The 24,817-nt window shown below is 48.1% G+C and carries 30 protein-coding genes; 3 read left to right on the forward strand and 27 right to left on the reverse strand.

The genetic code is table 11. The annotated features are described in order from the left end of the window. Positions 1–3 precede the first annotated feature (3 nt). The 9 genes from EKM92_RS06320 to EKM92_RS06360 all read right to left on the reverse strand — a co-directional run bounded on the left by EKM92_RS06320 (position 4) and on the right by EKM92_RS06360 (position 8,788). Complete coding sequence (locus tag EKM92_RS06320; RefSeq protein ID WP_125709024.1) at positions 4–2,055, reverse strand: SpaA isopeptide-forming pilin-related protein; 2,052 nt, start codon at positions 2,053–2,055, stop codon at positions 4–6. Beyond that, positions 2,056–4,023 carry a thioester domain-containing protein gene (locus EKM92_RS06325; RefSeq protein ID WP_125709026.1) on the reverse strand — a complete coding sequence of 656 codons (1,968 nt, stop codon included), beginning with the start codon at positions 4,021–4,023 and terminating at the stop codon, positions 2,056–2,058. An 86-nt stretch (positions 4,024–4,109) separates the two neighbouring features. Further along, a complete protein-coding gene (locus EKM92_RS06330) occupies positions 4,110–4,799 on the reverse strand; it encodes a sortase (RefSeq protein WP_225420732.1) in 690 nt (229 codons plus the stop codon). A gap of 106 nt (positions 4,800–4,905) precedes the next feature. Then, positions 4,906–5,706 carry a hypothetical protein gene (locus EKM92_RS06335; RefSeq protein WP_125709028.1) on the reverse strand — a complete coding sequence of 267 codons (801 nt, stop codon included), beginning with the start codon at positions 5,704–5,706 and terminating at the stop codon, positions 4,906–4,908. A gap of 506 nt (positions 5,707–6,212) precedes the next feature. After that, entirely contained in the window at positions 6,213–6,551 is a 339-nt protein-coding gene (locus EKM92_RS06340) for a hypothetical protein (RefSeq protein WP_125709030.1), read from the reverse strand. Between the two features lie 2 nt (positions 6,552–6,553). Further along, positions 6,554–6,784: a hypothetical protein gene (locus tag EKM92_RS06345; RefSeq protein WP_125709032.1), complete on the reverse strand. Its 231-nt coding sequence runs from the start codon at positions 6,782–6,784 to the stop codon at positions 6,554–6,556. 930 nt (positions 6,785–7,714) lie between these two features. Next, entirely contained in the window at positions 7,715–8,017 is a 303-nt protein-coding gene (locus EKM92_RS06350) for a hypothetical protein (RefSeq protein WP_125709034.1), read from the reverse strand. A 121-nt stretch (positions 8,018–8,138) separates the two neighbouring features. Continuing rightward, entirely contained in the window at positions 8,139–8,363 is a 225-nt protein-coding gene (locus EKM92_RS06355) for a helix-turn-helix domain-containing protein (RefSeq protein WP_003663026.1), read from the reverse strand. Continuing rightward, a complete protein-coding gene (locus tag EKM92_RS06360) occupies positions 8,363–8,788 on the reverse strand; it encodes a sigma-70 family RNA polymerase sigma factor (protein ID WP_125709036.1) in 426 nt (141 codons plus the stop codon). Before EKM92_RS06360 ends, EKM92_RS06355 begins: the two co-directional genes overlap by 1 nt. Positions 8,789–9,041: 253 nt before the next feature. Between EKM92_RS06360 and EKM92_RS06365 the strand changes: the two genes are divergently transcribed. Together EKM92_RS06365 and EKM92_RS06370 are read left to right on the forward strand one after the other, a co-directional pair. Continuing rightward, positions 9,042–9,347 (forward strand): helix-turn-helix domain-containing protein, encoded by a 306-nt coding sequence (locus EKM92_RS06365; RefSeq protein WP_125709038.1) that lies wholly within the window; start codon positions 9,042–9,044, stop codon positions 9,345–9,347. Between the two features lie 128 nt (positions 9,348–9,475). After that, positions 9,476–10,744 carry a site-specific integrase gene (locus EKM92_RS06370; protein WP_125709040.1) on the forward strand — a complete coding sequence of 423 codons (1,269 nt, stop codon included), beginning with the start codon at positions 9,476–9,478 and terminating at the stop codon, positions 10,742–10,744. 193 nt (positions 10,745–10,937) lie between these two features. Here the strand turns inward: EKM92_RS06370 and rpsI are convergent, their stop codons facing one another. From rpsI to EKM92_RS06405, 7 genes are all read right to left on the reverse strand, one after another. After that, a complete protein-coding gene (gene rpsI, locus EKM92_RS06375; protein WP_125709042.1) occupies positions 10,938–11,330 on the reverse strand; it encodes a 30S ribosomal protein S9 in 393 nt (130 codons plus the stop codon). A 13-nt stretch (positions 11,331–11,343) separates the two neighbouring features. After that, positions 11,344–11,790 carry a 50S ribosomal protein L13 gene (rplM, locus tag EKM92_RS06380; protein WP_125709044.1) on the reverse strand — a complete coding sequence of 149 codons (447 nt, stop codon included), beginning with the start codon at positions 11,788–11,790 and terminating at the stop codon, positions 11,344–11,346. Between the two features lie 188 nt (positions 11,791–11,978). Then, a complete protein-coding gene (locus tag EKM92_RS06385; RefSeq protein WP_225420733.1) occupies positions 11,979–13,148 on the reverse strand; it encodes an MFS transporter in 1,170 nt (389 codons plus the stop codon). A gap of 66 nt (positions 13,149–13,214) precedes the next feature. Beyond that, entirely contained in the window at positions 13,215–13,958 is a 744-nt protein-coding gene (truA, locus tag EKM92_RS06390) for a tRNA pseudouridine(38-40) synthase TruA (protein ID WP_125709046.1), read from the reverse strand. 40 nt (positions 13,959–13,998) lie between these two features. Next, entirely contained in the window at positions 13,999–14,793 is a 795-nt protein-coding gene (locus EKM92_RS06395) for an energy-coupling factor transporter transmembrane component T family protein (protein WP_125709048.1), read from the reverse strand. Then, on the reverse strand, positions 14,786–15,652 hold the full coding sequence (locus EKM92_RS06400) for an energy-coupling factor ABC transporter ATP-binding protein (RefSeq protein WP_125709050.1): 867 nt from the start codon (positions 15,650–15,652) through the stop codon (positions 14,786–14,788). Before EKM92_RS06400 ends, EKM92_RS06395 begins: the two co-directional genes overlap by 8 nt. Beyond that, the gene (locus EKM92_RS06405; RefSeq protein ID WP_125709052.1) at positions 15,628–16,464 is read right to left on the reverse strand and encodes an energy-coupling factor ABC transporter ATP-binding protein; all 837 of its coding nucleotides are present in this window, start codon (positions 16,462–16,464) and stop codon (positions 15,628–15,630) included. Before EKM92_RS06405 ends, EKM92_RS06400 begins: the two co-directional genes overlap by 25 nt. Before the next feature lie 197 nt (positions 16,465–16,661). Between EKM92_RS06405 and EKM92_RS06410 the strand changes: the two genes are divergently transcribed. Next, the gene (locus tag EKM92_RS06410; protein ID WP_125709054.1) at positions 16,662–17,957 is read left to right on the forward strand and encodes an RNA-guided endonuclease InsQ/TnpB family protein; all 1,296 of its coding nucleotides are present in this window, start codon (positions 16,662–16,664) and stop codon (positions 17,955–17,957) included. 778 nt (positions 17,958–18,735) lie between these two features. On the opposite strand, the gene rplQ is transcribed toward EKM92_RS06410, so the two are convergent. The 11 genes from rplQ to rpsE form a co-directional block, all read right to left on the reverse strand. Further along, positions 18,736–19,116: a 50S ribosomal protein L17 gene (rplQ, locus tag EKM92_RS06415; RefSeq protein ID WP_125709056.1), complete on the reverse strand. Its 381-nt coding sequence runs from the start codon at positions 19,114–19,116 to the stop codon at positions 18,736–18,738. A gap of 25 nt (positions 19,117–19,141) precedes the next feature. After that, on the reverse strand, positions 19,142–20,080 hold the full coding sequence (locus EKM92_RS06420; protein WP_054717712.1) for a DNA-directed RNA polymerase subunit alpha: 939 nt from the start codon (positions 20,078–20,080) through the stop codon (positions 19,142–19,144). 74 nt (positions 20,081–20,154) lie between these two features. After that, a complete protein-coding gene (gene rpsK / locus EKM92_RS06425; RefSeq protein ID WP_054717709.1) occupies positions 20,155–20,544 on the reverse strand; it encodes a 30S ribosomal protein S11 in 390 nt (129 codons plus the stop codon). 25 nt (positions 20,545–20,569) lie between these two features. Next, positions 20,570–20,935, reverse strand: coding sequence for a 30S ribosomal protein S13 (gene rpsM, locus EKM92_RS06430; protein ID WP_054717706.1), 366 nt, complete (start codon positions 20,933–20,935; stop codon positions 20,570–20,572). A gap of 32 nt (positions 20,936–20,967) precedes the next feature. Further along, positions 20,968–21,084 (reverse strand): 50S ribosomal protein L36, encoded by a 117-nt coding sequence (gene rpmJ / locus EKM92_RS06435; protein WP_003567518.1) that lies wholly within the window; start codon positions 21,082–21,084, stop codon positions 20,968–20,970. A 48-nt stretch (positions 21,085–21,132) separates the two neighbouring features. Continuing rightward, on the reverse strand, positions 21,133–21,351 hold the full coding sequence (gene infA / locus EKM92_RS06440) for a translation initiation factor IF-1 (protein WP_054717703.1): 219 nt from the start codon (positions 21,349–21,351) through the stop codon (positions 21,133–21,135). A 136-nt stretch (positions 21,352–21,487) separates the two neighbouring features. Beyond that, positions 21,488–22,144, reverse strand: coding sequence for an adenylate kinase (locus tag EKM92_RS06445; protein ID WP_125709058.1), 657 nt, complete (start codon positions 22,142–22,144; stop codon positions 21,488–21,490). Between the two features lie 187 nt (positions 22,145–22,331). Then, a complete protein-coding gene (secY, locus tag EKM92_RS06450; RefSeq protein WP_125709060.1) occupies positions 22,332–23,639 on the reverse strand; it encodes a preprotein translocase subunit SecY in 1,308 nt (435 codons plus the stop codon). Beyond that, complete coding sequence (rplO, locus tag EKM92_RS06455) at positions 23,639–24,079, reverse strand: 50S ribosomal protein L15 (protein ID WP_125709062.1); 441 nt, start codon at positions 24,077–24,079, stop codon at positions 23,639–23,641. Before rplO ends, secY begins: the two co-directional genes overlap by 1 nt. A gap of 25 nt (positions 24,080–24,104) precedes the next feature. Next, complete coding sequence (gene rpmD, locus EKM92_RS06460; RefSeq protein WP_054717694.1) at positions 24,105–24,290, reverse strand: 50S ribosomal protein L30; 186 nt, start codon at positions 24,288–24,290, stop codon at positions 24,105–24,107. Positions 24,291–24,301: 11 nt separating this feature from the next. Further along, positions 24,302–24,805: a 30S ribosomal protein S5 gene (gene rpsE / locus EKM92_RS06465; RefSeq protein ID WP_054717691.1), complete on the reverse strand. Its 504-nt coding sequence runs from the start codon at positions 24,803–24,805 to the stop codon at positions 24,302–24,304. Positions 24,806–24,817: the final 12 nt, after the last annotated feature.

Here is a 24,817-nt window from a genome sequence, read left to right on the forward strand (position 1 = left end):
ATGCTAGGCCACCTTATGCTTCTTGACCTCGTAGACACTAACCGCCGCAACCCCAGCGATGACGACAACGCTAATGGCGACCATCGCCTTGAATTCATTGGACCCTGTATTTGGCAAGGTCGGCTTGACATCGTCGCTGGCAACATAAACCGTGTTTGTGTATGTGTTCGGGCCAACGACGAATTTCTGGCTGTGATTATTGAGTTCATAACCAGTTGGCGCCTTCACTTCTTGGAGCACGTAATTACCGGCGATCAAGCCCTTGATGGCAAAGTTCCCGTCCTTGTTAGAAGTCAAAATCCCTGCTGTGACGTCAGCGGCCTTATCAACCCACTGAGCTTCTGCAATCGCATCATCGTCAGCACCGTCTTTAAAGCCATTGAAGAACTTACCATCCGCATTTTGGACAACAAACTGTGCGCCTTCAAGCGGCGTGCGCGCGATCCCGGTTCCAAAGAGGCCCGAAGACTGCTTCGTGAACCGCGCGCCATACGTGTAAACTGGAACCTTGTGCTTGATGTGACGGGTATGTTGCTTTCCGACATTGAGTGGATGATTCTGATAGCCAAGATCAAACGTATTGTACAAAGCAGAGTCGATCACCGCATCGTTGTTGATCACTTCCGAGTAGGTGAGATTGATTTCGCCACCTTGATACTTAGCCACAGTATCGGACACCTTTCCGTTGTTGACGATGAATTGGATCTTGTAGCCTCGACCATCGGCAAGATCAGTCAAGGTATAATCGGTGCCTTCTTTTAAGGTCACGTCACCATCATCGACCTTGCCATTGCTATTAATATCAATAGTCGCCTTGAAGTTCGCTTCCGCACGATTCCAGGTCAACCCTGCATCGGCGGTATCAGTCCCCTCAAAGACCCCATACGGCTCCGTGATATATGATTGGCCCGCAATTTCACTACCGGTGCCACCATCAATATCGTTTGGAATATGAATCGCGGTCTTGAAGTCCGCTAGCGTCCCTTCGGTAAAGGAATTGTGATCATCTTCTAAAGTCTTTTGCATGTCTGGGGCATGGTAGTTCATTACGTCCGCGTGAAGCGTACTTGGATCCACGCCGTCTTCACCGATACTAAAGGTCAGTTTGTTGGCACTGTCGTTGCGGGCGTTTGCGCCAAGCAAGTAGGTGGCGTCGCTATCGCTATTAATATCCGCAACGTCTGACGATGATTCCTCGACAAAGTAGTAGTCGCCTCGAACCAAACCACTGACCGTCAACGCACCATTGGCGTCTGTCTTAACGACTGTACCGGTCGCTTTGCCAGGACCCGGCTTTCCTGTGTACAGTTGGAATGGGATCCTCGGTAAGTAGCTGGTCTTGCCGTCCCCAGAAGGGCTATCGCCATGCTTGGTCAACGTAAATTTCAATTGTTGCACGATGTTCTTAGGATACCCATTGGATTCGGTTTGCCATGCTGTCCCCGCCGTATTCGTCAGTGGCAAGGCGACGATGATTGGCTGCGAGAGCTGAGTAACGAGTCCTTTGGGGTGAGTGGTTTCAATGATTGCCCACACATGATGCTCACTGTTGTCATCGCTGGCAGCAAGATTCTTAAAGGTTGTAGTCGAACCAGTAGTGATGAACTGTTCAGCCGTCTTCGTCTGAGCATTCTTAATGTAATAATTTCCGGTTGGATCCTTAGCAATGTCATCGCCAATCATCTTTAGTCCTGCATCGGTCATGTCGCCGGATTCAATCGTGTTGGTGATATCGTAAGCCGTATAGCCAACCTTCCCGTATTTGGCCGGATCAAAGTCGGTCGTATCGTTATTCCATGACTGAGCATTGCCATCATCAACCACTGAGGCTTGTGTCTTCCCCAGCAGAGTCATACCTTTATGCACGGTGTAGTTGACGGTGGTCGGTGCCAGCCGAGCGAAGTCACTATTGGCGTCGAGTTGCACTTCCGCAGCATGTACCGTCGAGCTGTTCGTGGCATTGATCACAAAAGCACTCCCGGCCCCCAAGGCCAAAGCCACACCACAAACGGTGAAGGCTAACCGTAGATGCTTTACTTTCTTCACTTGATTCATTTAGTTGTTCCCCTTTTTCTTGTTGATCACTAGTGAGACCCCAACAGCAGAAGCACCAAGCACTGCAACGATCAAAACGACTGCTAATTTTGCAGCGTCTTGTGAACCTGTGTTCGGCAACTTGATTTTGGATTGGTTGACGACCGTGTATGTGTTGTTCGCACCAGTGTCGCCAGCCGAGATTGCGCTCCCCTTAGTCAGCAGTTGATGATCCTTGTCAGTCGATATTTCATCGAAGTAGTAAGTCCGATCAGTCTTGGAAGCAGGCTTCACAATGTTAGACCAGGTCGCGATCCCCTTGGCATCCGTCGTCGCTACGTAGTCTTGTAAGCTGTCCGAATAGCCTGATTGATTAGGAAAAACGACGGTCTTCCCATCCGCAGCCAACTTCAAGAACTTCCCTGCCATCAAGTCAGCCTTGGTGTCAGAAATCTTGAATTTGATCCCAGCAAGATCTTTGCCCGATTCATCGGTCTTATGAATCGAGATCTGATCAGGGATTACCTTGTCTTTAACTGTGAGTGCGTTGGTATTGGCATAGCCATCTTCTTTGGTCCGAGTGAATGTTCCAGAAACGACAGCACTATTGAGTTGATAGCCCTTGGGCGCAGTCGTCTCAACTAAGGTGTACGTATCACCAACCGCAAAATTGGCACTAGACACTGCGATACCTTTACTGTCAGTCGTCAACGTTTCAGAGACTCCCGTTGTGGTATCCGTCAATTTGAAGACTGCCCCGGCAAACGTATTACCATTCTCAGGCTTAGTACCAGTCAGACTATCTTGTTTGTTGACTTTGATGCGAGCGTGGTAAATATAGCTATCCTTAATGGTTGCGGCAGTCTGCACCGAGGCTGCACTGTAAGTGGTATCGCCACTAACATGTTTGAACGTTCCGGTTACCGGCGTGGTATTCAACTTGTAGCCAGCTGGTGCTTTGGTTTCAACGATGCTGTAGCCGTCACCAATCGCGTGCTTGCCACTCACCGCAGTCCCCGACGCATCTGTGGTCAAGGTTTCTGTGGCGCCAGTTTTGGTATCCGTCAGTTTGAACGTGGCACCGGCAAAGGTCGCGCCGTTTTGTGCTGTTCCGGTTTCAGCATCTTGCTTGGTCAATTTGACCGTTCCATAATGATTAACGTTCACTTTGACCGTGAACTTTTTAAACGTTGGGTCAATCTTTGGCAAGATCACTGATTGAAACCCAGGGCGTGAATACAGCAAAGCAGCCCCTTCATATGTGGCTGCAATATTATCAGCGAACTTGATGGCGCCACCAGATACCACCGCATTATTGGCAGCGGTAATATTAAGCGTATTTCCAGAGATGGACGCTTTGAGTCCCGCTGGTGTGGACGTTGCCGTTGAGGCGTATGTGCTCAACGTGTCATTGGTATCATTCAAAGTCTTGGTAGTCCCAGCATCAATATTGACGGTTGTGTTATTAAACGATGGTGCTTTGTCGTATGCCGCAACCTTGGCGTTCACGTTAGCCTTCCAAGCGTTGTACTGTGAGGTCAGTGACGAGCTAACATAAGTGTCGCCCAGATACTGCCAGATAGCCCACTGCGTAAACATTTCGTTTGTATACGTGTGGCTTTGCGCATAGTAGCCGTAATAAGCGATCTCTGAAATATGCTTATGCTGCGCATCAGTTACTGTCGTGGCCGCAAAGCCTGTGTTCAGGTTGTTGTTTAAAGGCGCGCCGAGTTGGACACAAAATAATACCGTGCCATTCGCCGACCCATCACGCTTACACCACCAACCGTCCTCAGTAATAGATGTCCCACTAGCAGTCTTCCATTTAGACGATGTCGCCAGATCCGCAGCTCCTGAATTGATCCAAACGGAGGCAGCGTGTGTGGTGTGCACGTTGGAGAACCCAAGGGTCGCAACAAAAGCAATCAAACCCATAAAAATAAGCGCCAACGTTTTTAGACGTGGGCGCTTGCACAACACATTGTGCATAAAAATTCCTCCTCGTGAGTTGTCGATTTCGAGAGTCAGCAACCCTGGGGTTCAGCTCGAATCCTTCGCATTCAGATCCTCCTAACTTACTTGACTGTCAACTGTGTCTGAACATGATCACGAACCCCAGACTTGGTTAACTGAACTTTGATCAACTGTGCTTGGACGACATAACGAATCGTCGGATGTTTATCCTTCATATATGGACACGTATATAGGTGTAATTGCCTTGGTTCTCCAACGTCTCCTTGAGCGGTCACCGTTGTGTCAGTTGCTTTCACGGTATACGCTTTATCCGCTCGATAGGTGTACTTCGCCTCATGTGTGTAGAGATACACCAAACCGCCAGCACCCTTGTCGCCTTTGTAGTCACTGGGACGGTATGGTGCACCATCATGAACAACATAGCCAGATGATGTCCTGAGCTTGAAGAGATTACTGAACCAGACTCCGGAGACGTAGCTGGAATGGCCGGCAATAATGAAATTGTTGTTCACATTGCCACTACCATAGACCCCATAGTTCAGGCCACTCGGTGTTGCATAGACCGGCTGGTAGATACCTACTGAAGGCACACTGACGACATTTTCAGGTAACCTGTGACCCTTTGAATTCGATGTATGCATCGTTTTCTTAAACGTTTTGGCGGTAGTCTCCGCTTGATGCGAATCGATTATCTCTTGTACGGTTGATCCTGCGGCCAACCAAAGGCCAGCCACAACGCCAGCCACACATATGACTAGAGTCAACCATACTTTCCAGCGATGTTGCTTCATCTTGCTATGTTGAGCGATAACTTTCACCTCCAAGACAAAAAAGGACGACCAGAAGAATTCCTAGTCGCCAATAATCGTGCAATATGCACATTAAATAAGTTTCTTGTTAACCGCCGAGCGTGGTTGGTTCCCATGACCATTCTATCGAGCCGTCGCTCATATACACCGAAAATACGTGTCCCTCATCATACGTTTCGCTCGCCATTACCGCCGCGACTTCAGCAGAGCGTACCGCTTCAAACGTCTTAAATAAGCCACCAGCGCCAACGCGCTCCGTAGCGTGAACTGCCACCGGTGGGGTTACGGGCTTAGTGTTTGTCGTCGTCGGCGATGAACTAGTCGTTGGTTTTGTAACCGGCGCGGTAGTGTGACTCGCACTCGAAGCAGTGGGTGTGTTCTTCGCCGGTGAACTGACGACCTGATTCTGCGCTGGCGTTATCGCCTTCGCAGATGTTGTCGTATGGCCAGACGAATTAACCCTGCCTGCTGTGCTTGCAGAAGCAGTCGGCTTGGTCCCTATAACAACTTCTGTTTTAGAGGACCCTTTAGCACTGGAAGAACGCTTGGTTGAAACCACTTTTCCAGTAGAACTGCTAGTCATAGACTTCGACTTGCCCGAAGCTTTTGACCCACTGCCAATCAGCGATCCATGTTTGACATCAGTCTTAGATTTTGCCCGCTTGCCGCTCTCAGTGCTCGCCTTAGATTCATCTGATCCATTACCGCGCTTCTTGCTTGAACCAGCCTTGTCTTTGTCAGCTGTATGAGAGTTTGCTCTTTGACTCTTTGAGATTGCTGTCACTTGAGTCTGAGTTTGACTGGATTTAGCCCCTGATCCACAACCAGCAAGCGACAATATCGAAACACTTGTCAACACTATGGTGAATGTAGCCGCGATTTTCTTCATTGTCATCCTCCCGTCCATTCATCGCTCCCGCTTTAACAATTAAAGAATACGCCACGCCTACCAGCTTGTCACGAACGCGCAATTCCTTGTGCCGCAACGGATTAGCTGACTTGTGGATAACTTTTTCACCTTTATCACCCACAGATTCAGTGATAAACGTCGCCAAAAGGAGTCGAACCCTTACTTGCTGAAAACCTCAGCGTCACCGGAAGCAACATGACCGACCTTGATTTGTGGTCAAGGTCAGCGACAACAACAGGGGGACTGAAATTGCCAAGGCAGAACTAAGGCAAGCTCTGACAGAGAACAAAACTACCAGCATCACTGCTGGTATGCTGTCGAAGGGAATCGAACCCTTCCGCGCACCATGGGCAACACGTCACCGCCATAGTTAGGACGATAACAATCCTGAGGAGTGAGACTCTGCGCGATCGTTTTCCGCCGATCAATCTGGAGTCTGTTTCATTGCGCATGAAAAAATCCGCTCCACCAAGTTGTTTAGACGACTACAATTTGGCTAAGTGCCATGCGACAATCCCCGATGCAAGAATACATGCTTGCTTAGCAGTCTCGTCACTTAGCGGTGCAAGCATCCGTTGACGCGTATCTCGTCGATCGTCTCGCAGCAAGTAAATCAAGTCACGGTTCACATCTTCAAGTGAGACTTCCTCCTGATTCTTTTGCAGAGTAGCGAGCACTGCGGTGTATGCCTGGTGTGCTGCATTCAACCAATATGGATCACTAAAATCCCGCGTCTTATCTGCGGAAAGTGAGCCAATCATCGCTTGAGCTAACGCATCGAACTCAAAAGCACTATCTACTGTTGCTAAATTTTCATCTTGCATCTTTACTGATTCTCCTTGTCTATCCTCTCTGCCTTGGTTGACGAGTCCAACAGGATCGTAATGGTCGCCAATACTACGGTTCCCACAAAGAGGATCCCAACGACCAGCATTCCCAGCAGCCATGATGTGTGCCCAAAAACAAACAATACAATATTCTCGAAAAACAGTGCATCATCAAGAATTACACCAAACACAGTCCATCTTGTCATTCGCTGAATTATTGCTTCACGCATGTTTTCACCTCCGGCCAGCTACATGAGTTACAAAACCACGCTGGATCAACATCGCTTCACACTCGATCAGGCGGCGCACCATTTCTGAAGAGGTCTCACCGGTCGAATGACAAATCATTTGGATCTCGTTGGCAGTAGTCGGCGTTAGCGTAAACTGACGCCGAAATTTGTCCTTACTAACGACCATTATGTCCCTCCATCCGCTAATCATGCAATCGCTTCACGACATCCGATCAAGGTGACGTCACTCAGTCTGGTTATTCACGCTTGGTGACGTTACCTTATTCCAATATGTGGTAGCAAGGAATCGAACCCTGCTCTACCAATCTTCTCGGCGTTCCTACGACCACACCATCATTTTCCAACGCACACGTCCTGTTCACCTCTATCACAAGGAAGGTAGACGGCATCAGGTTAGCCGACGACCTGGGGCAGTTCCATCACGTCTTGCACCAACACGCTCCAACGTGTTAGCCAACTATGGCAATAGTTCCCCGAGCAATGTGCCATACTGCTTCCCGTTTGGGCTTCTAGCACTGCCTATGCGTTGGTTTATTCCTTTGGCAGCAACCGCAACGGTATGGCACGTGGCGGGCTAGGTTCTTGTGCTATTCAGATTTCAAAGAACATGACTGTGCACGACGATCCGTCGTACACTCACGACTACCACCAACTCCGTAAAGTTGGTGGCACCCGTGACGTGGATGGCTAGCCAAATTTGACGCGCTAACTTCAACCTAGGTCGGCTAAAATCAACGAATACGGTTAGTCGAAAACATCTTAGCCACTGCTTCGCGCAAAGCAAGGTAGTCAGGATCGTCATCCGGCGCCTTGACTATTGTGCCGTAGCGGGCTTCCAATACCCATAGCTTTACTTCCCACTCTGGGACTTTCCGATGGGGATTAAGGTTAACTGCCATCTTCAGCACCTCACTTAGGGACAAATGCAATGCGATCAAGTCGGTCATCTGACTTGCGTCGTCTTGCAATGATCCGCCGATGCCCATCAAGAACGATCCTTGCTTTGCGATATATTTCACCCAATGACAGGATTACCAGTTTGTTTGCCTCAGGGAATGCCTGTAACGTGAAATAACCATTATCGTTGTTGATCCACTCTCGACCTAGACTATCTTCAACAAATATTCCCTGCTGCATCATGTCCGTCATCGAGAATCGAGATACTCGACGTTCATGAAATTTCCGTCGATCAAAACGTGTGTTGTTGCCCATTATTACCTCCTCGTTCACAATACCTACTTGCCCGGTACCGGACCGGATGGCGCTAGTACGGGGGAAGGGTTCACGCCACTATCGTAGATATATATGTATTGGCAGTTTGCATATTTAACGGCTAATGACCTCCACCGTTTAAATAAAGGTCCAAATCAAAAGCTTGAATCATGATGAAAACCAATAAGTACAAGCTTTGGGATTCGTCTTCATCAATATGAGCTCGTCCATACCGGGCATTGTACTCGATCAACGGCTTAAAATCCTTCATCAGCTTTTTCATTGCTATTGGATCACCTGACTGAGCCTTCCGAATGGTAGGAACAAGATTACGTGCTTGCTTCATTAGTTACCCCCATCAGCATCGTCTTGATAAACTTTCAGCAGTTTTTGATATAACCGGTGCCGCAGTTTACTAATTGCCGACCGACTACGGCCTAACAAGCTTCCAATTTCGGCATCCGTCATGGTCTCAACAGTCTTACAATAGATAACGAATTTTTCCTCGTCATTTAATCGTGCAATAGCATCTGATAGCCTATCGTTCACAATATAATCTTCGAGATGCGGAATCTGATTGATTGGAACCGTCTCAAGCAGCCGTGCTGGTTGACGAAGTCGTAATTGATCCATCAATTGGAGTTCCATTGGGTAAATCGGTATCGTTTTGGCTTGCATATTTCGTTTACGGTATGAATCGATTCGCATGTGGCGCACACCGCTCGTAATAAACTGAACGAATATCCTTGAAACCTCTAATTCGGTCCTCATATCTTGCCTCCTGTAATAGTACTTTCCCCCTTCACCAATTACAGTCGAAAAAAAACATGAATATGGGACATCGAATTCAAAAATATTTATTATTTGCTACCTCATACCGAATAACACGGTCTCATCAGCCACGAAAAAAAGCCCTACTGAAAAAAATCAGCAGGGCTGTCCCATTTTCACCAAAAATTTCGACTGTACCTATGAGAGGGTCTACAAGCGCAGAAATAGACCGTATACCAGGAGGTACTAATTCATGGAAGTATCAAATCAAAACATACTATCAGTGGTATTAGCGGATGAGCAGCTCACTAAGCTTCGCGAAGAAATCTACCAAATGATTCTAATGGAGACCAAGCGGGTGCGCGCTGACATGCTGGTAAATGTTCGCTACCTTTCAAAAAAAGAAGCTTGCGAATATTTAGGGATTGCATTCAACACGCTAACTATTTGGATCAAGCTCGGACTACCGCAGATTGTTATAGGTGGAACTATCCGTCTAGATCGAGTCGAAATTGACAAGTGGATGCACAAGATGTCAGAGCATCTCAACAAATCCTAAGAACTTATGCACAACTTATCCACAGGCAAAAATCGACAACTATGCAACTTCAATCGGTAGATGGTATGATGACCTCGTAGTTTTCTTACGTTCTATCGTCGTACAACTGACTGTAGGAGGTAAATGATATGACTATTCACGAAACAAAGGCTGGTAACTACCGCGTTGAAGTGTTTTTCCCAAAAAACGTACGCGAAATTCTCGCGAACGGAGAATCACGCTTTCGCAAGACCGTTCCAACCAAGGCAGAGGCGCAACGCCTAGAAAGGGAGATACAAACAAAAATTGAAACCGTGACACAAACCGGAACTGATCGCGTTATGTCACTCAAAGGAGAGATCTCATTCAAAGATTTTTATGAAACACTTTGGCTTCCACTCTATGAAGCTGGTGGTAGCGGGCGTATTCGAACAATTCCAACTAAAGCAACAGTTGACCAAACCAAGAACATTTTCCGGCTTCACTTGCTCCCTCTATTCGGAAAGTACTCACTGACCTATCTCAATGAGCATAACCAGATTGTCATGGAAGAATTGGCAATCTTAGGAGAGCAATACGCTAATATCAGAACCATCAAAAGTTACGTCGGTCAACTTTTTGATGTAGCTGAAGCAGCAGACTTCATCGAAGTTAACCGGATTGCTAAAATTTTGCGTTTTGTCAATTCACCAAAGAAAAAGCGGCTTCATGATAAGCGTGTTGCTGAAGGTGAAGCTCTGACTGCCGATGAATTGATTGCTTGGATTGATGCTGCAAGAACCGACCTCGAATCTGGAAAACTTTCAGAAGAAGAATATCTACTTTTCGTGCTAACATTGAATCTTGGCGATCGTAAAAGCGAATCTTATGGGTTGCGTTGGCGCTATGTTGACCTAGAGAATGGATATATCTATGTCATGAATGCCCTAAACAAGCATAAGGAACTTGGTCCCACAAAAGGACACAAGCAAACCAAAATTCAGTTGCCGGATTTCATCATCGCATTACTAAAAAAATGGAAGGAGCATCAAGCTGATCAATTAGCCTCAGTAGGCATCACGAAGTTAGACGGCGAACAGTTTGTCTTCACCTATACAGACAACCGGGGGCACATGAATCAGCCGCTACATGCCGATTTTTTGAATTACCGTCTAAACTCCATAGGGAAGCGACATCCATCGCTAAAACATGCCTATCCCCATAAATTGCGCCACACATATTCAACTTTGGCATTAGAAGGAGGTGCTACTATGGAAGCAATTTCTGCGGCTCTAACGCATACCGACGTGGCGACGACTCGCATCTACGTTAACACGCCGGATATCGTCAACCTCACGACCAACAACATGTTTGCTAAACGAATTGCGGAAGCGCGTGCCAAGGCAGAAGCCAAAGAAAAGGCATCACATTTGTCATGAACACGCCCAACGCAACGTAAAAACTCACCGACCAATTTGATTAACAATTACGAGCAAAAAAAAATCGGCCCAAAATCGGACCAATTTGTAGGAGAAAAAAAGTGATTGAGCGGAAATCCGCGCAACCACTTTTGTAAAAGAAATTCGCAGAAACGCCGTTGCACCGGCATTTCTTGGGCGATAATCGAATGGATTAACGCTTTGAGAATTGACTAGCCTTACGAGCCTTCTTGAGACCTGGCTTCTTACGTTCCTTCATACGAGGGTCACGAGTGAGCATGCCGCCGCGCTTCAAAGCACCACGGAAGTCTGGGTCAACAGTGAGCAACGCACGGGCGATACCGTGACGAGTTGCACCGGCTTGGCCAGTGTAGCCGCCGCCGTTGACGTTAACAAGGACATCATATTGACCAGTGGTTTCAGTCATGCTGAAAGGTTGGGTCATGTCCAAGATCAAGTGTTCATATGGTAAATAGTCGTGAACGTCTTTGCCGTTCATCGTGATTTTACCAGTGCCAGGTACTAAGCGTACGCGGGCAACAGAGTTTTTGCGGCGACCAGTGCCGCTGTAAGATACTTGAGCCACAGTTGTATCCTCCTTAGATTAAGTTCGTGATGTCGAGTACTTCAGGCTTTTGAGCAGCATGAGAATGATCTTCCCCTGCATACACATGAAGCTTCAAGAATTGTTGATGACCAAGAGTGTTCTTGGTTGGCAACATCTTCTTAACGGAGTATTCAACCAAACGAGCAGGGTTGTTCTTCAGCAAGTCGCCAGCGACTTCATGCTTCAAACCACCTGGATGTTGGCTGTGACGGTAGTAGATCTTGTCAGAGGCTTTTTTGCCAGTTAACTTCAACTTGGAAGCGTTGATCACAATGACGTTATCGCCAGTGTCAACGTTAGGGGTAAAGGTCGGCTTGTATTTGCCACGCAAGATGCTGGCAACAACTGAGGACAAACGGCCTAAGCTGATGTCCGTTGCGTCGACGACATACCATTTGTGTTCAATTTCGCCTGGCTTAGCCATGAATGTTGTACGCACGATTTGTTTCCTCCAAAAATTGTTCAGTGAGTGTTTGACACGTTAAGTTTCCGGGGCTTATCGTGGGGCAAACAATACCAATTGCTACTATAGCGCAAATTCGCGGCTTCGTCAATGAAAAAGTCTTTGACAAGTGTTGAAAAGCAAGGGGACTTTCACCCCTTTTTCACCAATTCTATCGGACCCGTCTAGGCCACCATTGCTGGCCGCTTAGCAATGATCAAGCCGATCATCCCCATCAACAAGCTTAAACCTAAGCACACTGCTACAACCCCTGGCCAAGCGATCACTTGCGCAAGCCAAGAGAAACTCACTGGGCCGATCGCGGCGAGAATATAGCCACCTGATTGTGCCATTCCTGACAAACTGGCAGTACCCACAGCGGTTTGGGTCTTTTTTTGAAAGAACACGATACAAATTGAAAACGCCGCGCCACTACCAGCACCCATGATGATCGCCATCAATGCTTGCAACCAGAATACGGAAGGTCCGACTAACACACCGACTAAGCCGATCACAAAGCCGCCAGCAGCGATCAATACTACCGTTGTTAAGCCGTGTTCACGCTCTGCTAACATCGGCGTCAGCATGTTCAATGGCAATCCGAATAACTGAAAAATCGTTGCTAATGTCCCTGCAGTCACGGCATCAAAGCCAGCATTTTGCCAAATCGATGGTAACCAGGTTAACAGTGAATAATACAACACACTTTGTAAACCGAAGAATAAGGCGATCAACCAGGCTAAACGTTCCCGCGTTAAGCTGACTTTTGCGTTTGGCACAACAGTTGACGATCGATGATTTTGCAGTTGTGGCAACACCCCAAGCCAAACTACTAACGCGACGACGCTGACAGCACCAAAGGTCGCCATTGTGGTCGTCGGCCCGACTTGCTTGGCCAACAACCCACTGGTCCCAGTCCCAATGCTTGCGACTAGCCCCATAGCCGTCGTGTACATGGTGGTCATCACTGCAATGCGATGTGGGAATTCACTTTTGATCAGTGCTGGCAACAACACATTGCCGCCAGTGATCCCCAGTCCTGCAAACGCTGTGCCGATCAACAAGCCCCACGCATTGGGGATCAAGCGCAAGCCTGCCCCTAACACCAAAGCCGCGGCTGCAAAAGTCAACACTCGCCCAGGGCCGTATTTGCCGCCGAGTTTACCGATCACCGGCGACATGATGGCAAACATCGCCAAAGGAATCGATGTCACCAAGCCGGCTAAACTTTTCGGTAAAATACCACTGGCACTTAACGTATTTAACAATGGCGGCATCATCGTGATCGGTAGTCGTAAATTCGCCCCGATCAAAAATACCCCGAATACCATCAACCAAATATGTTGCTTCTTCAAACGACTGACTCCTATCGCTGACTCGCTTCGACTCCTTTACGTCTTCGCTTCGCATCCACCACTAATTTAATAATACACTTCTTTGAGATATAACCCAGAAGCTGGCGCAGTGCCACGGGCTTGCTGGCGATCCTTGACTTCATACAAACGCAAGAAATCATGGACATCACGGCGACCGCTGCCAATTTCTAACAACGTCGCGACTAAGATGCGCACCATATTGTATAAGAACCCATTCCCGTAAAATTCAAACACCACTTCGTTATGTTCAGGATCATCGCGCACCGTCGCTTCATAAATCGTCCGGACTTTATCGACGATCACCCCGCCACTAGCCGCAAAGCTGGTAAAGTCATGCGTGCCGACCACGTCATTTAACGCGATTTCAACTTTTGACAAGTCGAGCGGATATGGCCAATGCCCCGTGTATAGGCGGTTGAATGGATCAGTGAAGCGCCCGCGCGCCACGCGATACATGTAGCGTTTGCCTTGAGCAGAATAACGCGCATGAAAGTCATCAGGCGCAAACTCCGCTTTCAAGATCTCAATATCTAACGGCATCAGCGAATTCATCGCCCGCAACATTGCTTGTTCTGGGATCTCGATGGGAAAATCAAAACTCACAACTTGCCCTAAGGCGTGCACTCCTGAATCTGTGCGACCGGAACCATCGATATGAATCGACTCGACTTTGGCCATTTTCCCTAAAGCTTTTTGTAAAACACCTTGAACTGTGCGCTGATGTGGCTGAATTTGATAGCCAGCAAAGTTGGTGCCATCATATGCTAGCGTTAATTTGTAATGCGTCATCTCTACTCCTAAATAAAAGCCGGCTTCTCAGCCAGCTTCTCTATGCTCTCAAAAAGACTAACAAACCAGTTAAGGCGACCATCACAATCGCCGCAGTGGCATCTGAGCGGTGGTATTGTAGCACCCGATATTTCGTGCGGTTGTCACCACCTTGGTACCCACGGGCATCCATTGCTGTGGCCAAGTCTTCGGCGATCCCGAAGCTGTCGACAAACAACGGGATCAACAATGGGACCACTGCTTTCATTTGCTGGAACAAATTCCCAGTCCCAAAATCCACCCCACGCGCACGTTGCGCATTCATGATCTTGGTGGTTTGATCCATCAACGTCGGCACAAACCGCAACGCAATTTGCAACACCAACGCTAATTCTGTGACTGGCACATGGATCACTCGCAAAGGTTTCAACAGCGATTCCACTGCGTCAGCTAACGACAATGGTTGCGTGGTTAAGGTCAACAGCGTCGAAATGAAAATGATCAACACGAAGCGCATAAAGATAAACGCCCCATTGGTCAACCCAAATTGCGTGATCGCCAGCCACCCCCAAGACCAATAAGTGTGGCCACCTTTGGTAAAGAAGATCTGCAAGGCGACGGTGAACATGATCAACCAAATCATCGGGCGCACGCCGCGCAAGAAGAAACTGAGCTTCACTTTCGATAACATGATCATCACCATCGTGGCGACAAACATCAACAAGTAGCTTTGCCAGTTATTCGCGAGGAAAATAATCGCAATGTAATAAAAACTCGCCATCAACTTCGTCCGCGGATCCAAGCGATGGACCATCGAGTCGCCAGGAATGTAGCGGCCTAAAATTAATTTATCCACGGTCGCCACCTCCAATTTGAGGCATTAAGTCATCAGCTAGTTCAGATGCCGTTAATGGCATTTGATCGAAGGTGAAGCCGAGTTTTTGCAGCCGTTCAGCAAAAGCAGTGGTTTTCGGTAACCCAAGTTGCTTTTGCCGCAACCAATCAGGATCAGCAAAAATCTCCCGAGGTGTGCCTTGGCGAACTAATGCCCCATGTTCCATCACCAACACCCGATCAGCATAATCTGCCACATCATCCATTTGGTGAGTCACTAAGACAATGGTCAAGCCTTGTTCATCATGCAACTTTTTGAACATGGTCATCATTTCCAAACGTCCCGCCGGATCTAACCCTGCAGTTGGTTCGTCTAACACTAAGATCTCTGGTTGCATGGCAAGCACACCGGCAATGGCGACGCGCCGCATTTGCCCGCCGGACAAGTCAAATGGTGACTGTTGCAAAATATCGTCAGGCAAGCCCACAAGTTTCACCATTTGGGCCGCTAACGCCTTCGCATCTTTTTCTGGAACCCCAAAGTTCATCGGGCCAAAGGCGATATCGCGTTCAACAGTTTGTTCAAATAATTGATTTTCCGCAAACTGGAACACCATGCCGACTTTTTGACGCAAAGGTTTTAAGTTCTTATTGTTAGTTTCAGGGGTAATTTCACGATCACCGATCGTCACCGTGCCGCTCGTCGGCTTCAGCAACGCGTTGAGGTGTTGTAGCAACGTCGACTTCCCGGAGCCGGTGTGGCCGATGATGGCAGTGTAATCACCGCCTTTGATCGTAGTCGAAATATCTTTGAGGCCGTCGCCAGCAAAAGGCGTGCCTGCTTGATAGGTAAAACTTACATGGTCGAATGTAATGTCCAAAGCGCCTTTGCCAGTCCTTCCTCATCTAAATACCCAGCGGGCATGTGGACACCACGCTTGGCTAACGCATTTTTCAATTTCTCGGGATATGGGACATCTAAGCCTAATTGTAACAAGGCTTCCCCATGTTGGAAAATTTCAGCAGGGGTCCCGATTTCTTTGACTTGCCCGTCGTCTAACAACAACACGTGATCAGCCCCTGCCGCTTCGTCAATATCATGGGTGATCGACAGCACTGTCAGCGATTGTTGTTGACGAAGCTGCTTGATCAAATCGATGATCTCTAATCGTCCAGCAGGATCAAGCATTGATGTCGCTTCATCTAAAATAATAATGTCTGGGCGTTGCGCAACGATACCGGCAATGGCCACCCGTTGCTTTTGACCACCAGAAAGCCGTGCCGGCTCACGGGTCGCAAAGTCTTGCATATTAACCGCCACTAAGGCGTCATGCACACGAGTGAGCATTTCATCACGCGGTACAGCGCGATTCTCTAAGCCAAAGGCCACGTCATCGGCAACCGTCGCGCCGACAAATTGATTATCGGGATTTTGAAAAACGATGCCGACTTTTGCGCGAATATCCCACACGGTTTGTTCCGTTAACGGCATTCCAGCAACCGTCACTGAACCTGATTCAGGTGCCAGCAAGCCGTTGATGTTTTTTGCTAGCGTCGACTTCCCGCTACCGTTATGGCCGATGATCGCCCACCATTCACCTGCAGGCACAACAAACGAGACGTCATTTAACGCCGGTTTGGTCGCTTCTGGATATGAATATTTGAGATGTGAAATGTCGATCGCGTTTGCCAAGCGTCAACGCCCCTTCCGTGCTTTTATACATTTTCTACCAAGTAACTCAACCTGATTCATTGCTGAAGCAGTTATCTGTCGGTCTTGAATATTTAGAGTTAATTTTATTGAATTATTATTTTTAACAACGTTTCACTTATTGGATTGATTTTCGAACGTGCGTTTGTTATTCTTCTGATATTAGGAGGTGACAATACATGAAGCCTAAATCAGACGAAGATGACAAGAGACCCCATTTTGCCAAACTTAAGTATCACTTCGGAATCAAACTCATCGCATATCCGAGTTCTGCTCAAAAGAAAACTATCAAACAAAATTCTGATGCGGCTCGGTTTGTTTACAATGAGTTCGTCGCCCTTGGACGCGAAGGTTGGAACTTGCGACGCTTAGAGAAAAGTTTAATTCAAAATCAAGCAGGTTCGAGGAATCCTGAGTGGTTTGACCTCGCGCTGAAATCTGTTGCGGCAAGATTGAAAGTCATCGGTAACCAACTTTATAATCCAACACGTTTGAAACAGCGCTTTAAGTGGTTGGATAAGAACAAACGCATCGATTCAACGATGTTATACGCAACGTTGAACTTCTACCATGCCAGTTGGAACATGTTTCGAAAAGTCCATTCCGCCGGTATTCCAAAGTTTCACAAAAAATCAGACAGCCAGCGCTACTCAACTTTGAAAACAAACAATAATATTCGAATCGTTGATCAAAACCACTTGAGAATTCCCAAAGTCGGTCAAATTCGAGTGACTAAAATTCCAGATTGGATGATGCATCGAATCGATATTGAAATTGGTAGTGCAACTGTGAAGATGGATGCAGTCGGTCGTTACTCAATTTCGTTGACCTTAGGATCAGATCAAGCCTTCAAAGAAGAACTACCAAAGACGGATTCCAAGGTTGGCATCGACGTCAACGTTGAAAATCTTTACACTGATTCATTTGGTGACGTCGTCGAGAATCCGCGCTTCTATCAGAAACAGCAGAAACAACTTCAAAAAGCACAACGCAAATTAGGTAAACGTGCCTCTCGCGCTAAGAAAGAACACCGACCATTACGAACTGCTAAGAACTATCAAAAACAACGCAAGGTCGTCGCAGCACTTCAACGCCGCGTCTATAATCAACGTCACAATTTCCTGCATTATGTCTCCACGGCATTGATCAAGAACCACGATCTCGTTGTGGCCGAAAAGTTGCAAGGAAAGAACCTGCTTAAAAATCACGCCTTGTCTCAACGTATCCAAGATGTTGGCTGGGGGATCTTATTTGAAGACCTTGCCTACAAAGCCAAACTCTACGGAAAAGCATTTACCAAAGTCGATCCTAAGATGACCACACAAACCTGCCACACTTGTGGATTTGTGATGGGTCGTGGCGGAACGCGCAAATTAACTTTGAAAAATCGCGTTTGGACGTGTCCACATTGCCAGACTAAGCATATGCGTGATCACAACGCAGCCATTAATATCTTGAATAAAGTAACAGTTTAAACTGTTCGGGGCGCGGCAACCTGCCTCGTAAGTTCGGGTAACTCCTGACTTGGAAGCGACTAGTCAGCACGCATAGTGGCCTTTGTCTCAGACTATCCAAATAAATTGTAATCGCCTCAGAGGTTAAGAGGACTGAGGCTCTTACAAGCCTGCGAATTCATTCGCGGGTGGTTGACACTGTCATATCATACCACACTATTCGTTCACACTAACAGTGACATTTACCACAGTGGTGTACAGTATCCCCAAGAGCCGACATTAACTCTATGCCGTAGAAGCAACCGACTAAAGTCAACACTTCATACGACCATAAACTGCCATATGTGTCATGCAATACTGCGCTAGTTACTCAAGGGCGTCCAGAATTAAAGTCTGGTATGTTAATCAGAGATGTACTTTAACGATGACGATAAATCAAAAAGCGGTCAGCCTCAAAGGCTCACCGCTTAATTTTATGTACAAAAAAAATCATTTAATGATGGAGACACCAGTTACCTGGTGCTCGCAAGCTAGACTAAGCTATCACACATGGGATAGCCACCATCTCAAACGCTCCATCGATCAAATGACCAAAGTGTTGCGGCCGCGAGGGTCACAACGGTTTTGAAAAGGTGATCACCGTTGCCGGCGAATCACTTAATGTTAATGATTATTCGTCGCGCTACATCGAGCAACGCAACTGCGTGTACGTCGAAACGCCTGCGGCACGGCTGCGCCGCACCTTGTCATTCCGCCTTACACTCGTTGCTAAAAGCGCTCGATTCCGCGCTGGTTAGAATTAAACTAATTCCAAAATAACCATTGGGGCTGCATCGCCGCGGCGAGGAGCAGTCTTCAGAATGCGGGTGTAACCACCATTGCGTTCTGCGTAGCGAGGGGCAACGTCTGCGAACAATTTCTGCAATGCAGATTGAACCACAACCGTGTCGCCATCTTCTTTAACATCAGCGATCTCGTTGCGCAAGAATGCTGCGGCTTGACGACGAGCGTGCAAGTCGCCGCGCTTACCAAGCGTGATCATCTTTTCAGCGGTGGAGCGAACTTCCTTAGCGCGAGCTTCAGTCGTCGTGATCCGTTCATGGATCAAAAGATCCGTGGTGAGATCGCGAAGCAAAGCTTTACGTTGGGAGCTAGTCCGGCCTAATTTACGGTAACTCATGAGTGTTTTGCCTCCTTTTTACAGATTAGTCTTCGGTGCGCAGGCCTAAGCCAAGGTCGCTAAGCTTGTTCTTAACTTCCTCAAGTGACTTACGACCTAAGTTGCGGACCTTCATCATATCGGCTTCTGTTTTGTTGGTCAGCTCTTGCACGGTGTTGATACCAGCGCGCTTCAAGCAGTTGTAAGAACGAACAGACAAGTCGAGCTCTTCGATGGTCATCTCAAGCATCTTTTCCTTGTGTGTTTCTTCCTTTTCAACCATGATTTCAGCGTTCTTGGCTTCATCCGTCAAGTTGACGAAAATATCCAGATGCTCGGTGAGGATCTTCGCAGCTAAGCTGATCGCTTCACGCGGATTGATCGAACCATTGGTCCAAACATCCAACGTCAGCTTGTCGAAGTCGTTACGCCGGCCAACCCGGGTGCTTTCGACTTGATAGTTGACCCGACTGATTGGGGTGAAAATCGAGTCGATCGGCAAAACCCCGATTGGCATGTCATCGACTTTATTTTGATCAGCTGCCACATACCCGCGGCCAGTTTTGACCGTCATCCGGACGTGGAAGCGACCCCCTTCTGCAACCGTACAAATGTACTGCTCAGGATTGAGCACCTCGACATCACTATCAGAGACGATGTCTGCAGCCGTAACGGTGGCAGGTCCTGCTACGTCGATTTCGACCGTCTTGTCTTCATCTGTGTTCATCTTCAAAGCAAGCTTTTTGATGTTTAAGATGATTTGGGTCACGTCTTCCAGCACACCATCGATCGTGGAGAACTCATGGAGCACCCCATCGATTTGGATGTTGCTGACGGCTGCCCCAGGCAAAGAGGACAAAAGGATCCGCCGTAGCGAATTGCCCAGTGTGGTGCCATAGCCGCGTTCAAGCGGTTCTACGACAAACTTACCGTAGTTGGTGCTTTCGTCAACTTTGGTGATGTTTGGCTTTTCAAATTCGATCATCTAAGTCTGTACCCCTTTCAAAACGAGAAGTGAAGTTTTGTTTACCCGGCCATAACAAGGCCGCAGGGTAACAATTAAACACGACGACGCTTTGGAGGACGAGAGCCGTTATGTGGCACTGGGGTGACGTCGCGGATCGCGGTCACTTCAAGGCCAGTCGCTTGAAGGGAACGGATCGCAGCTTCACGGCCGGAACCTGGGCCCTTAACAGAGACTTCAACGGACTTCATGCCATGTTCCATGGATTCCTTCGCTGCGGCTTCAGCGGCCATTTGGGCTGCGAAAGGCGTAGACTTACGGGAGCCCTTGAAACCAAGTGCGCCTGCAGAAGACCAAGCAATCGCGTTACCGCGAGGGTCGGTGATCATGACGAGCGTGTTGTTGAAAGTTGAGTGGATATGAGCCACACCAGATTCAACGTTCTTACGAACTCGACGCTTACGAGTTGTTTTACGTGCTGCCATCGGGATGTATTCCTCCTTTACCTAATTATTTCTTTTTACCGGCAATGGTAGTTTTCTTACCTTTGCGGGTGCGTGCGTTGTTCTTGGTGTTTTGACCGCGAACAGGCAAGCCACGACGATGACGGATCCCACGATAGGAACCGATTTCCATCAGACGTTTGATGTTTAAGTTGACTTCACGACGAAGATCGCCTTCAACCTTGACTTTGTCAACAGCTGCGCGGATCTTGTCTTCTTGATCTGGGGTGAGGTCTTCTTGGCGGACGTTTTCTGGAACGCCGGCTTCAGCCAGGATCTTTTGTGCGGTGGTCTTGCCAATACCGAAGATATAGGTCAAGGCGATTACGATTTGCTTACCACGTGGTAAGTCGACACCTGCGATACGAACCATACGATGGACACCTCCTAATTTAGTAGTTTAGATTAACCTTGGCGTTGCTTGTGTTTCGGGTTTGCAGAGCAAATGATCATGACGCGGCCTTTGCGGCGTACGACTTTGCAGTGCTCGCACATCTTTTTAACGGATGGACGTACTTTCATTGTAAATAGCCTCCTCTAAGGATTCGTGAGCTCACTAACTGCTGGCAATTACTTGAAACGGTAAGTGATGCGGCCTTTGGTCAAGTCGTATGGCGATAATTCAACCGTCACGCGATCCCCAGGCAGAATGCGGATGTAGTGCATCCGGATTTTCCCAGAGACATGCGCCAAAATGGTCGCGCCGTTTTCAAGTTCGACTTTAAACATCGCGTTGGGTAAAGTATCCACCACGGTGCCTTGAATTTCAATTACATCGTCTTTTGCCACTAAATAATTCCTCCTAAAATTCTGGAACACAACGTGCGAAAAGGGTGAGGCCTAGGGCACTCACCGCACATACCGCGATATTGTACCACATAATTTATGCGATGACCAGACCGGATCGTGCAAAAGACGAAGTCATCTACTTTGCAACTGCGGCCAGGATCTTTTTGATTTCGGCGAAAACCAAGTCGATATCTTGGTCACCATTGACGGTGTACAAGAGATTGCGCTGCTTGTAGAAGTCCAGCAATGGTGTGTTCATTTCGATGTTTACTTTGAGGCGGTTTTTAACCGTTGCCGGCTTGTCGTCGTCACGTTGGAAGAATTCGTGGCCACCGCAGACATCACAAGTGCCTTCAACCTTAGTTGGGTTGTAAACTTTGTGATAAGTAGCGCCACAGTTCTTACAAATGTAGCGACCAGACAAGCGTTCGACCAACTTCTCAGGGGCAACATCGATATTGATCACAGCATCAACAGGTTTGTTGATGTCTGCTGTCAAAGTTTCCAACGCTTCTGCTTGCGCGATCGTACGTGGGAAACCGTCGAGCATGTAACCAGCATCAGTATCGGGCTCAGCTAAGCGTTCCTTCACGATACCAACAGTTACTTCGTCTGGGACGAGGGAACCAGCATCCATAAAGGCTTTGGCTTTTTGGCCAAGTTCGGTACCAGCAGCCATAGCTGCGCGGAACATGTCACCTGTGGAAATGTGAGCGATCGGATAAGCTTGCACGATGCGCTCTGCTTGAGTGCCTTTACCAGCACCAGGAAGTCCCATTAAAATGAGATTCATTGGATTTGCCTCCGTTGATCGGCAGAGGGAAGTTAGCCGGATGGCCATATTCCCGCTACCATTATCGTCTATCGTCGAGCAAAACTGCGAAACGGCGCTGCCTAGAAGTCGTGTCGGCGGCTGACGAAGACCGTCAACCACCAACCCGCCTTCTAGTTGCGCCTAAGTGCGCGCAGTGTTGCTCTGGTTAGTCTTTGATCAGGTCGCCTTGGATGAAGCCGACATATTCGCGCTTCATCAGCAACCCATTCAACTGTCGAACTAATTCAATGGCCGTCATGACGACGATCAACAAGCTAGTCCCGCCCAGCCCGATGGATTGTGGCAGGTTCCAAAGCATTGATGCCAATTGTGGCAACAAGGCGATGACCCCTAAGAACAATGCACCGACTGTGGACAGTCGCATCAAGAGACCAGACAAATACTTTTCAGTCTCTTTACCTGGCCAAACGCCAGGAATGTAACTTCCTTGCTTGGTCAAGTTCTCCGCTACTTTTTCAGGGTTGACCTGAACAAAAGCATAGAAGAACGTGAACAAGACGATCAAGACGGTGTACACCGCGATCCCAGCAGGCTTTTGCATGCTGAAGATGTTGGTCATGACCTGATACCAGGTATCTTCAGAGTGGTTTGCCTGAAAAGCCATTAAAATGGTTTGTGGCGTCACAATGAAGGAACTGGCAAAGATCACTGGGATAACCCCAGCAACGTTGACTTTCAACGGCAAGTAAGAATTACTCCCCGCTGCCGTCACCCGGCGCGTGTATTGGATCGGGATCTTACGGTTAGCTTGTTGTACCCAAGTGACGAAGGCGACAACGATCAACACGATCACAAGTAACGCAACTAAGAACAAAGCCCCAGTTAATTTGTCATTGTTATTGGTGATGTTGTCTTGCCAAAGTTCTTGGATCCCGCTAGGTAACCGCGCAATGATCCCGGCAAAAATGATCATGGACACGCCGTTGCCGACGCCTTTGTCTGTGATCTGTTCACCCATCCAAGTCAGCAGCATCGTACCGCCAGTCAGGATGATACCGATAGTGACATAAGTCTGAATCGTCGGATTCTTGACTAAGCCAAGTGAGCTTAACTGCTGGAAGCCAGCAGTAATCCCAATGGCTTGGAAGAACCCGAGGAAAATGGTCAAGTAACGCGTCACTTGGTTCAGCTTGCGCCGCCCGACTTCCCCTTGTTTGCTCCATTCAACAAACTTCGGCACGATATCCATTTGGAGCAATTGGATAACGATTTGAGCCGTGATGTATGGTGAAACCCCCATCGAGAAAATCGAGTAGTTCGACAACCCGCCCCCACTGACTGTATCCAGCAGTGGAATCAGGCCGGTTGCGCTGATGGTGGTCAAAGCCTTCGCATCAACGCCAGGAACCGAGATCTGCGCGCCTAACCGATAAACCAGCAAAACGCCTAAGGTGAACAAGATCTTGTTACGGATCTCTTTGACCTTGAGCGCGTTTTTGAGGGTTTTCAGCATTAGATCACCTCAATAGAACCGCCTGCTGCTTCGATTGCTGCTTGAGCAGCTGCGGAGAATTTGTCAACTTTGACGTTTAACTTCTTCTCCAACTTGCCGTTAGCCAGCAACTTGATACCGTCTTTTTCGTTTTTAACTAAGCCGGCTTCAACCAACACGGTGTTGGTGATTTCTTGGCCGTCTTCAAAACGGTTCAAGTCGTTGATGTTGACTACAGCATAAACTTTGCGGTTGATGTTGTTGAAACCGCGTTTTGGCATACGACGGAACAATGGCATTTGGCCACCTTCAAAACCCAAACGAGTCTTGCCGCCTTGACGCGCCAATTGGCCCTTTTGACCTTTACCAGCGGTTTTACCTTGGCCGCTAGAAGTCCCACGGCCAAGACGCTTACCGTGTTGGCGGGAACCTGCAGGGGCTTGTAATTCATGCAACTTCATGCTTGGCACCTCCTTGTGATGATTTTTAGTCTTTGATTTCTTCTACGGATACCAGATGAGAGATCTGGAAGATCGCACCACGAGTAGCGGCGTTATCAGGTTTGATAACAGAGCTGGAGATGCGGCCAAGGCCGAGTTCCTTGACGATTTTGCGTTGCTTAGGCAGGCGGTGTACGGCACTACGAGTCAACGTAATTTTCAATTGAGCCATAATGTGTCCTCCTAGTCTTTCAAGTGAGATGCAGAGACGCCGCGCAAGTCAGCGACCATTTCGACAGTCTTCAATTGCTTGAGACCTTCGACAGTGGCGCGGATCATGTTGATTGGCGTGTTGCGGCCAAGGGACTTGGAGGTAACATCGCTGATACCTGCAAGTTCCATAACGGCACGGACGGCGCCGCCGGCTGCGACCCCAGAACCTTCAACAGCAGGCTTAAGCAAAACCTTGCCGGCGCCGAAGTGACCGATCACTTCATGCGGGATCGTGGTGCCAACGATAGGCACTTCGATCAAGTTCTTTTGCGCGTCATCAACCGCTTTGCGGATAGCTTCTGGAACTTCTTGAGCTTTACCAGTACCGAAGCCAACGTGACCATGCTTGTCACCGACGATCGCAATGGCTGCAAAACGCAGACGACGACCACCTTTAACAACTTTGGTGACCCGGTTGATCGCAACAACGCGATCTTCTAAGTCCAATTGGGATGGATCAATATATGATGCCATGTGGTGTTTATC

This window comes from Lacticaseibacillus porcinae (assembly GCF_003946305.1).
Taxonomy (GTDB): domain Bacteria; phylum Bacillota; class Bacilli; order Lactobacillales; family Lactobacillaceae; genus Lacticaseibacillus; species Lacticaseibacillus porcinae.